The 14,378-nt window shown below is 60.5% G+C and carries 12 protein-coding genes and 4 tRNA genes; 5 read left to right on the top strand and 11 right to left on the bottom strand.

The genetic code is table 11. The features are described from left to right. The first annotated feature begins 162 nt into the window (after positions 1-162). Together NPS56_RS00800 and NPS56_RS00795 are read left to right on the top strand one after the other, a co-directional pair. Positions 163-1,971: a di-heme-cytochrome C peroxidase gene (locus tag NPS56_RS00800; RefSeq protein WP_274073022.1), complete on the top strand. Its 1,809-nt coding sequence runs from the start codon at positions 163-165 to the stop codon at positions 1,969-1,971. After that, entirely contained in the window at positions 1,968-3,110 is a 1,143-nt protein-coding gene (locus tag NPS56_RS00795) for a catalase family protein (protein ID WP_274073021.1), read from the top strand. The genes NPS56_RS00800 and NPS56_RS00795 overlap by 4 nt, the downstream gene beginning before the upstream one ends. A gap of 83 nt (positions 3,111-3,193) precedes the next feature. Here NPS56_RS00795 and NPS56_RS00790 read toward each other — a convergent pair. The 4 genes from NPS56_RS00790 to NPS56_RS00775 all read right to left on the bottom strand — a co-directional run bounded on the left by NPS56_RS00790 (position 3,194) and on the right by NPS56_RS00775 (position 3,736). Beyond that, positions 3,194-3,270 (bottom strand) — tRNA-Asp (locus NPS56_RS00790). A 19-nt stretch (positions 3,271-3,289) separates the two neighbouring features. Further along, positions 3,290-3,365 (bottom strand) — tRNA-Val (locus NPS56_RS00785). Positions 3,366-3,564: 199 nt separating this feature from the next. Further along, positions 3,565-3,641: transfer RNA gene (locus tag NPS56_RS00780), tRNA-Asp, on the bottom strand. 19 nt (positions 3,642-3,660) lie between these two features. Further along, positions 3,661-3,736 (bottom strand) — tRNA-Val (locus tag NPS56_RS00775). Positions 3,737-3,895: 159 nt separating this feature from the next. On the opposite strand from NPS56_RS00775, the gene rdgC reads away from it, so the two are divergent. From rdgC to sugE, 3 genes are all read left to right on the top strand, one after another. Beyond that, a complete protein-coding gene (gene rdgC / locus NPS56_RS00770) occupies positions 3,896-4,816 on the top strand; it encodes a recombination-associated protein RdgC (protein ID WP_008060875.1) in 921 nt (306 codons plus the stop codon). A 156-nt stretch (positions 4,817-4,972) separates the two neighbouring features. Continuing rightward, the gene (locus tag NPS56_RS00765) at positions 4,973-5,938 is read left to right on the top strand and encodes a bile acid:sodium symporter family protein (protein ID WP_274073020.1); all 966 of its coding nucleotides are present in this window, start codon (positions 4,973-4,975) and stop codon (positions 5,936-5,938) included. 122 nt (positions 5,939-6,060) lie between these two features. Beyond that, the gene (gene sugE, locus NPS56_RS00760) at positions 6,061-6,375 is read left to right on the top strand and encodes a quaternary ammonium compound efflux SMR transporter SugE (protein WP_128608063.1); all 315 of its coding nucleotides are present in this window, start codon (positions 6,061-6,063) and stop codon (positions 6,373-6,375) included. 72 nt (positions 6,376-6,447) lie between these two features. Here the strand turns inward: sugE and NPS56_RS00755 are convergent, their stop codons facing one another. The 7 genes from NPS56_RS00755 to NPS56_RS00725 form a co-directional block, all read right to left on the bottom strand. After that, positions 6,448-7,242, bottom strand: a complete 795-nt coding sequence (locus NPS56_RS00755) for a TenA family transcriptional regulator (RefSeq protein ID WP_274073019.1) — start codon at positions 7,240-7,242, stop codon at positions 6,448-6,450. A gap of 45 nt (positions 7,243-7,287) precedes the next feature. Further along, complete coding sequence (locus NPS56_RS00750) at positions 7,288-9,747, bottom strand: EAL domain-containing protein (RefSeq protein ID WP_274073018.1); 2,460 nt, start codon at positions 9,745-9,747, stop codon at positions 7,288-7,290. Between the two features lie 136 nt (positions 9,748-9,883). Further along, entirely contained in the window at positions 9,884-11,701 is a 1,818-nt protein-coding gene (locus NPS56_RS00745; RefSeq protein WP_274073017.1) for an ABC transporter ATP-binding protein, read from the bottom strand. Next, complete coding sequence (locus tag NPS56_RS00740) at positions 11,694-12,329, bottom strand: DsbA family protein (RefSeq protein ID WP_274073016.1); 636 nt, start codon at positions 12,327-12,329, stop codon at positions 11,694-11,696. The genes NPS56_RS00745 and NPS56_RS00740 overlap by 8 nt, the downstream gene beginning before the upstream one ends. Positions 12,330-12,332: 3 nt before the next feature. Beyond that, positions 12,333-13,274, bottom strand: a complete 942-nt coding sequence (locus NPS56_RS00735) for a rhodanese-related sulfurtransferase (protein WP_274073015.1) — start codon at positions 13,272-13,274, stop codon at positions 12,333-12,335. Positions 13,275-13,485: 211 nt separating this feature from the next. Then, complete coding sequence (locus NPS56_RS00730; protein ID WP_274073014.1) at positions 13,486-13,785, bottom strand: BolA family protein; 300 nt, start codon at positions 13,783-13,785, stop codon at positions 13,486-13,488. Between the two features lie 12 nt (positions 13,786-13,797). Continuing rightward, complete coding sequence (locus tag NPS56_RS00725) at positions 13,798-14,322, bottom strand: DUF2059 domain-containing protein (RefSeq protein ID WP_274073013.1); 525 nt, start codon at positions 14,320-14,322, stop codon at positions 13,798-13,800. Positions 14,323-14,378 lie beyond the last annotated feature (56 nt).

The raw sequence follows: 14,378 nt of genomic DNA, 5'->3' as shown, positions 1-14,378 counted from the left end.
AAACTGGCGATAAGTTCAGGTGTTTAAACGCATTTGGACCTGTTGACGATGAAACTTCTGTCATCTTGCGTTCAGGGAGGCCGAACATATGGCGTAATGGCCTCTTGCCGCCTACGTGGGGCTGAGGCATAACGGAAGAAAAGATCGACAAGGATGGTCTACGTGCGCCTCTTGCTCCGTTTGTTGGGCCTGATTGTGGCCCTGTTGGCCCTGGCCCTGGCCGTGGTCCTGTACTACGTCGCCAACCCGAAACTGCCGCGCCACGCGGCCGCGCAACAGGTGCACTACCTGGATCAATGGAGCGCCGAAGAGCGCCAGCGCTACTATTTCACGCCCCAGGGGACCCAGGTCAAGGGCTTGCGCTACGACTGGTTCACCGCCCTGGAACTGCCCTTTTCGCAGCAACGATTCGCCGCCCCCGAGTACCTCGCACGCTTCGGTTTCCTGATCGATCCCGCGCAGAAAGCCACATCGGACAACCCCGGCAACCTGCCCGCGGGTTTCGCCCGGCATCAGAATCCGGGCAGTGCGGATACATTTCTGGATATTACCTGCGCTGCCTGTCATACCGGTGAGCTGCACCTGAAGGGTCAAGCCGTGCGTATCGACGGCGGCGCCGCGCAGCATGTGTTGCCCTCCAGCGTGCCCACCCTGCAAGGCGGCAGTTTCGGCCAGGCCCTGGTGGCGAGCCTGGTGTCCACCTACTACAACCCATGGAAGTTTGAACGTTTCGCCCGCAAGGTCCTTGGCGCTGACTATGAGGACGGCAAGCAGCCTCTGCGCGAGGCCTTCAAGGGCTCCCTCGATACCTTCCTCAAGGTGGCCTGGAACGACACCCATCGCGGGCTTTACCCAACCGAAGAAGGCCCCGGCCGCACCGACGCGTTCGGGCGCATTGCCAATGCCAGCTTCGGCGATGCGATTTCCCCCGCCAACTACCGCGTGGCCAACGCCCCCGTCGACTACCCACAGTTGTGGGACATGTGGACGTTCGACTGGGTGCAGTGGAATGGCTCGGCGCAGCAGCCCATGGCGCGCAATATCGGTGAAGCCCTGGGCGTGGGCGCCACGCTGAACTTTTTCGATGGCAACGGGCAGCCATTCAAGGGCGACGATCGTTATCCCTCCAGCGTGCGGGTGCGTGACTTGCACCTGATCGAAGAAACCCTGCAACGACTCAAGCCGCCAGCCTGGCCGGAAGACTTGCTAGGCGTGATCGACAAACCGCTGGCCGCCAAGGGTCGTGCGCTGTTCACGCAGAACTGCGCCGGTTGCCACGTACCGCAGGTCATCCCCAGCGAGGGGCGGCCGGTGCAACAGCTGAAAATGCTGCCCGTGCACGTGATCGGCACCGACCCTGGCGCCGCCAACAATATCGCTGATCATCGCTTCGACCTGACGGCCTTGCAGTGGGACCCGGCCGAGCTGGCGCAACTGGACGTACAACTGCATCCCACCCCCAGCGACCCCCTGGACCTGAGCCAGCTGTCGGTCGCCAAGGGCCTGGCCTACGTCACCGCTTTCGTTGGCAACCGCGCCTATCGCGAGGCCGCCATCACGCCCGCCGAGCGCGCGGACATGGATGGCTTCGGCCTGCCGATCGGGGTCCAGGAATTGCGCGCCTACAAGGCCCGACCGCTGGCGGGCGTATGGGCGACGCCGCCCTTCCTGCACAACGGTTCGGTGCCGAGCATCTACCAATTGCTTTCGCCCCAGGACGAACGCGCCACCACCTTTTACAAAGGCACCTTCGAGTACGACCCGAGGCACCTGGGTTATCGCACCGAAGCCTTCGACAATGGTTTTGTGTTCGACACCCGCATCACCGGTAATCACAACAGCGGCCATGAATTCCGCGCCGGCAAAAGAGGCAACGGCGTGATTGGCCGCCTGCTGCAACCCGAAGAGCGTTGGGCGTTGCTGGAGTATTTGAAAGTGCTGGGCGGCCCCCTGGAGGCGCAACTGCCATGAAGCTTCTATGGATGCGTCTGGGCGCCTTTCTCGGCAAGACCCTGCTCTGGTTGCTGGGCCTGGGCGTGCTCGGCTGGGCAGTGGCCACGGCCTGGTTCGCCTGGCAACACCGCGGACCGGTCTCAAATCAGGAGCTGATTCCGGCCGGCGAAGCCGCGATGACCCAGGCCATCATCCAGACGGCGGTGCGCATCGTCGACCAGCACCGCGAAAGCACCCGTTACCTGCGTGACGCCCACGCCAAGGCACACGGCTGTGTGCAGGCCGAAGTGCAGGTGTTGCCGGAATTGGCGGGCGATCTGCGTCAGGGGGTGTTCAGCGAACCCGGCAAGACCTGGCAAGCGACGTTGCGCCTGTCCAATGGCAACGCCTACCCGCAATTCGACAGCATCCGTGATGCACGAGGCATGGCGATCAAGCTCCGCGATGTGCCCGGCAAACAGCTGCTCGACGACCAAGCGGATCGAGCTGAACAGGACTTCGTGATGTTCAGTCATCCGAACTTCTTTGTCAGCGATGTCGCCGAGTATCGTCAGAATGTGGCCGCCCAGGCGGACGGCAAAAAGGCCATGGCCTTCTTCCCGTCCTGGGACCCGCGCAGTTGGCAGGTGCGCCATCTGTTCATTGCCCTGGCGACACTCTCCCCTGCCCCGGAAAGCCCGACGCGCACGACCTACTTTTCGGTTTCGCCCTACAAGTTTGGCGAGGCCAATGCCAAGTTTCGCGTGATGCCTGACCCTGACAGCTGCCCGGCCTACACCCTGCCCGCGCAGAATCAGAAGTTGCCGAATTTCCTGCGCAGCGCACTGTACCAGCAGCTGTCGACCGATCGGATGCCCGCCTGCTTCGTCCTGCAGATCCAGCGCCAGGACGCGAGCAAGTACATGCCGATCGAAGACACCAGCATTGAATGGCAAGAGAGTGACGCGCCGTTCCAGACGGTGGCGCGGGTCAGGGTACCGGCCCAGGACTTCGACACGCCGGCGCAGAACCTGCAATGCGACAACCTGTCTTTCAACCCATGGTTCGGAATTGAAGCGCATCGCCCCATCGGCGGCATCAACCGCTTGCGCAAGGCCGTTTACGAGGCTGTCAGCGATTACCGTCACGACCGGAATGCCGGGGAAGACCGGCGCTAAACCCAAACGCCAGACAGCAAAAAGCCCGCACTAAGCGGGCTTTCCGTGGTGACCTGGCGTTCAGTGTTCCAGGTGACCGAATATGGCGCAGCGGACGGGACTCGAACCCGCGACCCCCGGCGTGACAGGCCGGTATTCTAACCGACTGAACTACCGCTGCGCGAAACGCTTGAAACGAATGGTGGGTGATGACGGGATCGAACCGCCGACATTCTGCTTGTAAGGCAGACGCTCTCCCAGCTGAGCTAATCACCCTTCGCTTCGTTACGGGACGCATTATGCCACAGGTTTTCGTAATGTGTTGATTTATTTGAAGTTTTTTTTCAAATAAATCTGAAAACCGGTGAAACGACACAACCCGATGGAACAAGGTACAAACTTGAGGCAGAAAAAAACCCGCTTCAGCGGGCTTTTCCGTGGTGACCTGGCGTTCAGTGTTCCAGGTTACCGAATATGGCGCAGCGGACGGGACTCGAACCCGCGACCCCCGGCGTGACAGGCCGGTATTCTAACCGACTGAACTACCGCTGCGCTAAACACTTGAAACGAATGGTGGGTGATGACGGGATCGAACCGCCGACATTCTGCTTGTAAGGCAGACGCTCTCCCAGCTGAGCTAATCACCCTTCGCTTCGGTGTGGCGCGCATTCTACGGAGCAGCCCTACCTCTGGCAAGCACTTTTTTAATTAATTTTCTGATGCCTTCCAAAGGCTTAGAGAAGGGTTGGCCTATGACCCGGCGAAGACAATAATGCCCCCCTTTGTATAAAGGAGAGACTCACCCCATGTGGTTCAAAAACCTGCTTATCTATCGCCTGACCCAAGATCTGCCTGTTGATGCCGAGGCGTTGGAGACTGCACTGGCCACCAAGCTGGCGCGTCCATGTGCAAGCCAGGAGTTGACCACCTACGGTTTCGTCGCGCCGTTCGGCAAGGGCGAAGATGCCCCGCTGGTGCACGTCAGCGGTGATTTCCTGCTGATCAGCGCGCGCAAGGAAGAACGCATCCTGCCGGGCAGCGTCGTGCGCGATGCCGTGAAGGAAAAGGTCGAAGAGATCGAAGCCGAGCAAATGCGCAAGGTCTATAAAAAGGAACGCGACCAGATCAAGGATGAAATCATCCAGGCCTTCCTGCCGCGTGCCTTTATCCGTCGCTCGTCGACCTTCGCCGCCATCGCGCCGAAACAGGGCCTGATCCTGGTGAACTCGGCCAGCCCGAAACGCGCCGAAGACCTGCTGTCGACCCTGCGCGAAGTGATCGGCACCCTGCCGGTGCGCCCACTGACCGTGAAAATGTCGCCGACCGCGACCATGACCGAGTGGGTCACCACCCAGAAAGCCGCGGACGACTTCTTTGTGCTGGACGAGTGCGAACTGCGCGACACCCACGAAGACGGCGGCATCGTGCGTTGCAAGCGCCAGGACCTGACCAGCGAAGAAATCCAGCTGCACCTGAGCACCGGCAAAGTGGTCACCCAGCTGTCGCTGGCCTGGCAGGACAAACTGTCGTTCGTCCTCGACGACAAGATGGTGGTCAAGCGCCTGAAGTTCGAAGACCTGCTGCAAGACCAGGCGGAACAGGACGGTGGCGACGAAGCCCTCGGCCAACTGGATGCCAGCTTCACCCTGATGATGCTGACGTTCGGTGACTTCCTGCCGGCGCTGGTTGAGGCGTTGGGTGGAGAAGAGACTCCGCAGGGCATTTGATATCTGAATCGGCGGCGTTTGAAAAAAGATCGCAGCCTGCGGCAGCTCCTACAGGGGATCACATTCCAAATGTAGGAGCTGCCGTAGGCTGCGATCTTTTTTTGCAGTCAGCGTATGCTTAGCTCCCTAACGCTTTCATACAACAAGGATCAGGCCATGCGCGCACTGGCTGCATTAAGTCGTTTTGTCGGTAACACCTTCGCCTACTGGGTACTGATTTTCGCCGTCGTGGCGTTCCTGCAACCGGCGTGGTTCATCGGCCTCAAGGGCGCCATCGTGCCGTTGCTGGGGCTGGTGATGTTCGGCATGGGCCTGACCCTCAAGCTCGAGGACTTCGCCGAAGTCGCCCGCCATCCGTGGCGCGTGGCCTTGGGCGTAGTCGCGCATTTCGTGATCATGCCCGGTGTGGCGTGGTTACTCTGCCAGGCGTTCCATTTGCCGCCGGAAATTGCCGTCGGGGTGATCCTGGTCGGCTGCTGCCCAAGCGGCACTTCGTCGAACGTGATGACCTGGCTGGCCCGTGGGGACCTGGCACTGTCGGTAGCCATTGCCGCCGTGACCACCCTCCTCGCTCCACTGCTGACGCCGGCCTTGATCTGGCTGCTGGCTTCGGCCTGGCTGCCGGTGTCGTTCATGGAGCTGTTCTGGTCGATCCTGCAAGTAGTGCTGCTGCCGATCGTATTGGGTGTGGTTGCCCAGCGCGTGCTCGGCGACAAGGTGCGTCACGCGGTGGAGGTGTTGCCACTGGTATCGGTGGTGAGCATCGTGATCATCGTCACGGCGGTGGTGGCCGCCAGCCAGGCGAAGATCGCCGAGTCGGGCCTGTTGATCATGGCCGTGGTCATGCTGCACAACAGCTTCGGTTACCTGCTGGGTTACTTCACCGGGCGCCTGTTCAAGTTGCCGTTGGCCCAGCGCAAATCCCTGGCGCTGGAAGTCGGCATGCAGAACTCCGGGCTGGGCGCGGCCCTGGCCAGCGCGCACTTCTCGCCGCTGGCGGCGGTGCCGAGTGCGCTGTTCAGTGTATGGCACAACATTTCCGGGGCGCTGCTCTCGACCTATTTCCGCCGCATGAGCGAGAAAGAAGATGGGCGCACCGCGGCTCGGCAAGCGACTGACTGATACGTGAAAACTTGATCCCCGGGTTAATGCTGGGCACTATATTGCGCAAACGCGAGGACGACCTCGCGGCTCGATCGAGTCATTAACCTGGGGACGACCCCGTCAATCGATGGAGGTTTTCCTTGTCCTGGATCATTCTGTTTTTCGCCGGCCTGTTCGAAGTGGGCTGGGCCGTCGGCCTGAAATACACCGACGGTTTCAGCCGCCCTCTCCCCACTGCATTGACCGTTGCCGCCATGGCCGTCAGCCTCGGCTTGCTTGGCCTTGCGATGAAGGAATTGCCGCTGGGCACTGCCTATGCGATCTGGACCGGTGTCGGTGCCGTCGGCACGGTGATCGCCGGGATCATTCTGTTTGGTGAATCCATGGCGTTGATCCGGCTGGCCAGCGTGGCATTGATCATTGCCGGGCTGGTGGGGCTGAAAGTCAGCGCCTGATCGTTTGCTGCCCTTACGAAAAAGCCCGCCCCCTGTCGTCAGGGGGCGGGCTTTTTCATGGGCGTCTTCCGATCAGGTTTCGGCCAGTGCCATGCGCTCACGCGCCACCGGGGCTTTTTCGGCGTGTTCGAGCTGCATACAACGCTCGAGGAACAGGAACATATAGTCGTAGCTCTTGCACACGGCCTGGCGCAATTCCACCTGCAATGCCTGGCTCGGGTTCATCCCGGCCAGCGTGCAGATGATTTCCAGCGCTTCCCACGGATGGGCATCGTCGTACTGGGCATGCATCTTCAGCCACTTCATGGCCCGCTTGCGATCCTCTTCAGGGAACGCCGCCGCGTAGAGGCCATTGGAACAGACCAGCGCCGACCACTCACCGGTCGCGCCTTCAATGGCGTAGTTGGTGGCGGCAATGGCCACGATCAGCGAGTCGGAGGAACTGGTGTGCCAGCACCAATGGCTCAAGGCGTGAAGCTCAGGGGCCACCTGCTGCGCCTGCAGATCTTCCAGGCTGACGCCGTGGGCACGGCTCCAGTTCACCCAGTAGTCGGCATGGTTCAATTCGACACGAATATTGCGCATCAACCAGCGACGCGCCATGTCCTCGCCGGGGTGGCGGGCAAAACGGGTCTTGGTCAGGTTCTGTGCCATGTATAAAGCGAACTGTTCGACTACGGGCCAGCCACCGATCAGGTACTGGCGCATGGTCTTGGCGCTGAGTTTGTTATCTCGCATGCGTTGATACAGTTCGTGTTCGACAACCCGGCGCTTACTCGCGCTGCAATCCTGAATCAGGCGCTGGGCCCAGGCGGGATAACTTGCAGCTTCCATGAGTGGTCCGGTGCGGTTGAAAGTCTCGATCACTGTCGGGCTCCTTTTGATTGTGATTGTTCTGATCGACGAGAGACTTCAACGGAACGTACCGGGCGCCTTGAACAACAAGGGCTGCGGTCTGGCTGGACGACTTTGCAAACTATCGCAGGTAAACAGATGCGGGCGTTCAATAACATACCCTTGAGCGTAATCAACCCCGATCTCCAGCAATGCCTGCTCGATCTGGGGTGTTTCAACAAACTCGGCAATCGTACGCTTACCCATGACATGCCCGATGTGGTTGATCACTTCGACCATGGCGCGGTTAATCGGGTCGTCCAGCATATCCTTTACGAAACTTCCGTCGATCTTCAGGAAGTCTACAGGTAAATGTTTCAAGTAGGCGAATGAGGACATACCGGCGCAAAAGTCGTCTAACGAAAACAGGCAACCTAAGCTTTTGAGTTCATTGATAAATCTAATTGCACTACCAAGATTTGAAATAGCGCTGGTTTCAGTGATTTCAAAACAAATTATTTCAGGTGGTATTTGGTAAGTAATGAACTGTTGACGCAGGAAGTCGAGGAACGCGTCATCTCCTATAGTTGTGCCTGACAGATTAATCGCACACATCGCTAAAGGCCCTTTGTGCTCTTCGGCAATACATTGGGCAATGATCTTGAATACGTTCTGTACAACCCAACGATCCAACGAAGTCATCAGCCCATAACGTTCGGCTGCCGGAATAAAACTGTCGGGCAATATCATGCGTCCGGCTTCGTCATGCAGGCGCAGCAGAATTTCGATATGCCCGCCACCCTGTTCGACATGTCCGAGCGGGGCAATTTCCTGGGCGTACAGACAAAAACGGTCTTCTTCCAGGGCCATGTGCAGGCGCTGCACCCAGGCCATTTCGCCAAAGCGCAGGGACAGCTCCGAGTCGTCCGGGTGATACACCTGAACCCGGTTACGGCCCTTTTCCTTGGCCATGTAGCAGGCCATGTCGGCAGCACGCAGGGAGACTTCGAGGGTGGTCGGATTTTGCGCGATATGCACCAGCCCGATACTCACGGTGGTCACGAACGGCCGGCCCTTCCAGACGAAGTGCAGGTTCTGCACGGTCTGGCGCAACCCCTCGGCAATTTTCTCGGCCGCCTCCGGCCCACAGTTCTCCAGCAGGATGCCGAACTCGTCACCGCCCAACCGGGCCAGGGTGTCGCCTTCGCGCAACCCGGACTGCAACAGCGCACAAATGTGCCGCAGCAACTCGTCACCCGCCGCGTGACCGCAGGTATCGTTGACCAGCTTGAACTGATCCAGGTCGAGGAACATCAAGGCGTGGCGCCCCGATTGTCGCGTCAGGGCCTGCAATGCCTGTTCCAGGCGAAATTCGAACTCGCGGCGGTTGGCGAGCCCGGTCAAGGCATCATGGGTCGCCTGCCAGGACAGGTTGGCAATGTATTGCCGTTCCTGGGTCATGTCATGCAACACCAGCACGGTGCCGCTGACCTTGCCGGCATTGTGGATCGGCGCCCCGACCAGGGTGACCGACACCGTGCTGCCATCGAGGCGCTGAATCAGCTTGGAGTGTTCGCTGCCACCACTGAGCTGACCGCTCAGGATGTGCTCGATCAAGGTGAAGCCATCGGCCTGGGCGTTGTCGTCCAGCAGATTGAACAGCGCCGCCAGCGGCAAGCCGGTCGCCTGGTCGGCTTTCCAGTGGGTCAAGGCTTCGGCGGCCGGATTCATGTAGGCGATCGCGCCCTCGACATTGGTGGTGATCACTGCATCGCCGATCGATTGCAGGGTGATTTGCGCCCGCTCTTTCTCCAGTTGCAGGGCGTCGGCGAACGCATGCCGCTGCTTGAGCAGTTTATGCGTGCGCAGCAGCGCCAGGGCGATCAGGCCGAGGGCGGTGGCCAGGTTTGTCGCCAGCAACAGCCGCAGGATCATCCGCGAGCCCTCGCCCAGCGCATCGCTGAAGGCCTTGGCCGCCGGCGTCACCTCGTCGTTGATGGCGAATATCTGTTCCTTCCAGCGCTGGATGTCAGCCGGGGTGGTCTGCCTGACGCTGATGTGCTGATGCATGTCCCTGGCGACGTCATCGAGTTGCACCAGGTACCCGTCACCCACGGTCCACAGGTCGATGGCTTTTTCGAGGAAGCTGAAATGGCGGAAATTGAGGTACAGCCAAATCAGGCTGGGAACGTCATCGGGGTGGTTGCCACCCTTGAGGATCGCCTGCCTGGCCGCCTCGAGATCGGGTGGCTGCTGATCCAGTGCCACTCGCAACTCGTGCCCTCCCTGAGGGACGGCAATGGCTTCCTGGTATTTGAGGAATTTGCTCTCGTCGCGGCCGTCGGCATAAAGGTTGAGGTAATAGATGGCGTCTTTCTGGCCCTTGGACCACAGGCTTTCACCGGCAACATAGCCGCGAACCGCCGACAGTACATAAAGGCTGACGCCCCCCAACAGGGCCTGAAATAACACGACGGCGATAAAAGGCCAGACGATGCCCAATAGCCGCGGCGTTCCGAGAGTCCGGGTTTGATTCATGGGGTCCCTTGTTTTAGCACTGCCAGATCATCATCCACGTGATCGCTACCGCTAGACTAGGGGGCCTTCTGCATCCCGGCAAGCTAGAGCCTCCTGCCAATGCGGGAAAGTCCACGCGACCTGCCTTGGCATTGCCTCAGTGCTGCTGCAAATGCCCATAAAGCTTGGCGTAAAGACCACCCTCGGCAATCAGCTGCTGATGGTCGCCATCTTCGGCAATCTGCCCACCGTCGAACACCAGGACCCGGTCAGCCTGCTTCACCGCCGACAGGCGATGGGCGATGATCAGGGTAGTGCGGTGGCTGAGGAATCGCGCCAGCGCCTGGTGCAGGTTGTATTCGGTGGCGGCATCCAGCGCCGAGGTGGCCTCGTCGAGAATCACCACCTTGGGATCGGCCAGCACCATCCGCGCGATGGCCAGGCGTTGGCGCTGGCCGCCCGACAGGCGCACGCCGGAACGCCCGACAACACTGTCCAGGCCATTGGGCAACTCGCGCACGGTGTTGTGCAATTGGGCGATTTCCAGGGCGCTCCAGCAGGCCTCGTCGCTGCGTTCGCGGCCCATGGTCAGGTTCGCCCGCACCGTGTCGTTGAACAGCGCCGGGTGTTGCAGGACCACCGCGACGTTTTCCCGCACGGTCTCCAGGCCAATCTCCTGCTGGGTCGAGCCGCCAAAGCGAATGGTCCCGGCCAGCGGCGTGTACAAGCCCAGCAGCAATTGCACCAGGGTGCTCTTGCCGCCGCCGCTGGCGCCGACGATCGCGACCTTTTCACCGGGGGCGATCGACAGGTTCATCTGGTTCAAGACCAGCTCGTCACCGTAGCCGAAACTCAGGCCCTGAACCTCGATGCCCACGGTCTGGCGCCCGATGAACGGGTCGACGCCGTTCGGGTACTGCGGCTCATCGGCGCGCGACAGCAGCTCATTGATGCGCGACAGCGCGCCGCCGGCGGCGTAGTAGGCATATTGCAGGTTGAGCAGTTGCTCGACCGGACCGATCATGAACCACAGGTAGCTGAATACCGCGAGCATCTGGCCGATGGACAGGTCGGAAAACAGCACGGTGAGCATGGCCGCCGCCCGAAAAATATCGATGCCGAACTGGAACAGCAAACCGCTGGCCCGGTTCGAGGCATCGGTTTTCCATTGCGAGTTCACCGCGTAATCCCGTACGTCCCGGGCGCGCTGCCCCAAACGACCGAGGAAAAAGCCCTGGCGGTTACCGGCACGCACTTCCTGGATCGCGTCCAGGGTTTCGGTCAATGCCTGGGTGAAGCGCGAGGTGCTGTCGTTCTCGAGTTTCTTCAGGTGCTTGACCCGCTTGCCCAGTTGCACCGTGGCGTAGATCACCAGCGGATTGAACAACAGGATCAGCAGCGCCAGTTGCCAGTGCATCCACACCAGGATGGCGGCGGTGCCCACCAGCGTCAGCATGGCCACGAGGAAACGACTGAGGGTTTCGCCGACGAATTTGTCCAGGGTGTCGAGATCGGTCACCAGGTGCGTGGTCACCGTGCCGCTGCCCAGGCTTTCGTATTCCCCCAGCGAAATACGCTTGAGGCGCTCGATCAGGCGGATGCGAATGCGGTAGACGATGTCCTTGGCCAGGGCGGCGAACAGGCGCGCCTGCACCACGTTGAACAGCAAGGCCGCGCAACGCAGGGCCAGGGTCACCACCAGCATCAGGCCGATGTAACCCGCAGCTTTCTGCCAAGCCTCTGGCAGCGCGAGGTTCATGATTTTCAGCGCGGCGTCACCGTGCCCCAGCAACACTTCGTCCACCAGCAACGGCAGCAGCAAGGGAATCGGCACGCTGCACAGGGTCGCCAGCACGGCCACGCCGTTGGCGATCCACAGGGATTTCTTGTGATGCAGGGCCAGGCGACGGATTTCTGCCCAGCTCAGTCGGTCGACACGCTTTACGGCTGGGGTGTCGTCGGGCTGGTCATGCACAGGCAGCGCGCTCCAGCCAGCGGCCGAGCAACGGGGACAGGACACTGAGGGGCTGATAGCCATTGGTCAGCAACGCCAATTGACCATTACGCTCAGCCAGCAAGGTCGGAAAACCAGCGATGCCGAGGTCCTGGACCCAGGTGAAATCGGCAGCCGTCGCGACGTGCGTATCGGCACGGTCGAAAGCGGCGGCGAACTCGATGCGCGGCACCCCGGCCTGCTCCGCCAGTTCCACCAGAACGCTGGCGTGGGTGACATCGCGACCTTCGGCGTAAAACGCATGCTGGATCAACCCGAGCAGCTTCCAGGCGCAATCCGGCGCCAGCCCACGTGCCGTCACCAGCGCCCGGCAAGCGGGTTCGGTGTCATAGACGAAACCGTCGGGCAAAGCACCTTCAAGCTTGAAGGGTTGGCCCGTGGCCTCGGTGACCGCCTGCCAGTGCTCGAGAATGTAGCGGCGGGTGGTCGGCTCCAGCGCCGAACCACTGCCAGTGCGCAAACCACCCACCACCAGGTGTACGTCCACGCCGGCGGCTTGCGCCTGCTCGACCAATGCGTTGGCAACCGGCGCGAAGCCCCAGCACCAGGAACACATCGGGTCCATCACATAGAGCAGGCGTGCAGACATGGTTCAGGCCTCGGTGGATGTTTGCTTGTAGTTGTAGCCGATCGGGTGCGGCATGTTGCGCGCCTTGGCCAGTTCGATCTGCTTTTGCCGGTCGATGGCGCTGCGACGGGTCTTCTCGCTCAGCGTATTCCAGCAATGCGGGCAACTGATGCCGGGCACATAATGCTCGGACGCACGGTCTTCCACGCTGACCGGTGTGCGGCAGGCATGACATTGATCGTAGTCGCCTTCGCTCAGGTCGTGGCGCACGGTCACGCGGTTGTCGAACACGAAGCAGTCGCCCTGCCACTTGGTTTCTTCCTGAGGCACCTCTTCGAGGTATTTCAGGATGCCACCCTTGAGGTGGTAGACCTCATCGAAGCCCTCGCTGAGCATGTAGCTCGAAGCTTTTTCACAACGAATGCCGCCGGTGCAGAACATCGCCACCTTCTTGTGCACGGCCGGGTCGAAGTTGGCTTTGATGTAGTCGGGAAATTCGCGAAAACTGGTGGTTTTCGGGTCGATCGCGCCTTCAAAGGTGCCGATCGAGACTTCGTAGTCGTTGCGGGTATCGATCAACAGGACTTCCGGGTCGTTGATCAGCGCGTTCCAGTCCTGCGGGTCGACGTAGGTGCCGACCTTTTTGTTCGGGTCCACGCCCTCGACGCCCAGGGTCACGATCTCTTTCTTGAGCTTGACCTTGGTGCGGTAGAACGGCTGCTCGTCGCAGTACGACTCTTTATGGTCGATGTCGTCCATGCGCGGGTCGTTCTTGAGCCAGGCCATCAGCCCGTCGATGCCTTCGCGGCTGCCGGACACGGTGCCGTTGATGCCTTCTTCGGCGATCAGCAGCGTGCCTTTGATGCCGTTGTCGACCATCGCTTGCAGCAGTGGCTCGCGCAGGGCGACGTAATCTTGCAGGGTGACGAACTTATACAGTGCCGCCACGACAATCTGTTGTGTCATGGGTAAATCTCCAGGTGGCTACCCTCGTAAGGGGTGAACCGGATGCGAAAAAAAACGCGCCGCAGGAGCGGCGCGTTGGACATTCTAACAAAAATTACACGATCCCTGTAGGAGCTGGCTTGTGTAGGAGCTGGCTTGCCAGCGAAAGCGATCTCATGGACGCCCTCGCTGGCAAGCCAGCTCCTACAACAAGCCAGCGCCACAAGGTGTTTCAGGATTTACTGCCACCGGCACAGGTCGGCGAAGCAGGCGCCGCGTCGATCTGCGCCCATTCCTCAGGCGTGTAGGTGTGCAACGCCAACGCATGGAACTCGCCCATCAGCTCGCCCAGCGTGCCGTAGACCTTCTGGTGGCGCTTGACCCGGTTCAGGCCTTCGAACTGCGCACTGACCACCACGGCCTTGAAGTGGGTTGAAAGCCCACGGCTGTGCATGTGGCTTTCGTCCAGCACCTGCAAATGCTCGGGCTGTAACAGGCCCAGCGTCGATTCGATACGTTGTTGCATGGTCATGCCGAACTCCGCTTAAGGCTTTTTCTTGGCTGGAGCGGCGGCGCCTTTCGGATCCAGCTCGGCCGTCATGTCAGCCAGCAGCTTGTTGACCACAGGCACCGCGCTTTCCAGCTTGGCCTGGGTCATCTGGGCCGATTGCTGGGTCAGCTGCGGCATTTTCTCCAGGACTTTCTTGCCCAGTGGCGACTGGTAGAACGCGACCAGGTCCTTGAGCTCCGACTCGGTGAAGTTGGTGGTGTAGAGCTTGACCATGTCCGGTTTCAGCTTGTTCCAGCCAATGGCCTGGTCCAGAGCGGCGTTGGCCTTGGCCTGGTAAGTTTCCAGTACGGCTTTTTTCGACTCGGGGGCTTTGGTTTGCTGGAAGCGCTGGGCGAACATCTGCTGTACTTGCATGTACACCGGAGTGCCCAGTTTGTCAGCGTGCGCCAGGGTCAGGAAAGCCTCGGCACTGGCGTTGTGGCTGGCGGTATCGGCAAAAACAGGGCCGCTGGCGCAGACCAATGCAACCGCGGTACAGATGGCACGAAGACGAGTCATCGAGTTTCCTTTTCTAGCAGGCGAGGTAAAACCCCAAGGACGACCATTCTGCGCCT

The sequence above is a fragment of the Pseudomonas putida genome, assembly GCF_028682635.1.
GTDB lineage: Bacteria > Pseudomonadota > Gammaproteobacteria > Pseudomonadales > Pseudomonadaceae > Aquipseudomonas > Aquipseudomonas putida_AE.
The sequence above is the reverse complement of the archived record's forward strand: the minus strand, read 5'-3'. Positions and strand labels throughout refer to the sequence as shown.

Bases quoted from the DNA above. Each gene is read 5' to 3' on its own strand.
- NPS56_RS00750 (WP_274073018.1), bottom strand. From the start codon at position 9,747: ATGAATCAAACCCGGACTCTCGGAACGCCGCGGCTATTGGGCATCGTC.
- NPS56_RS00725 (WP_274073013.1), bottom strand. From the start codon at position 14,322: ATGACTCGTCTTCGTGCCATCTGTACCGCGGTTGCATTGGTCTGCGCC.
- NPS56_RS00765 (WP_274073020.1), top strand. From the start codon at position 4,973: ATGCGCGCACTGGCTGCATTAAGTCGTTTTGTCGGTAACACCTTCGCC.
- NPS56_RS00730 (WP_274073014.1), bottom strand. From the start codon at position 13,785: ATGACCATGCAACAACGTATCGAATCGACGCTGGGCCTGTTACAGCCC.
- NPS56_RS00735 (WP_274073015.1), bottom strand. From the start codon at position 13,274: ATGACACAACAGATTGTCGTGGCGGCACTGTATAAGTTCGTCACCCTG.
- rdgC (WP_008060875.1), top strand. From the start codon at position 3,896: ATGTGGTTCAAAAACCTGCTTATCTATCGCCTGACCCAAGATCTGCCT.
- NPS56_RS00795 (WP_274073021.1), top strand. From the start codon at position 1,968: ATGAAGCTTCTATGGATGCGTCTGGGCGCCTTTCTCGGCAAGACCCTG.
- NPS56_RS00740 (WP_274073016.1), bottom strand. From the start codon at position 12,329: ATGTCTGCACGCCTGCTCTATGTGATGGACCCGATGTGTTCCTGGTGC.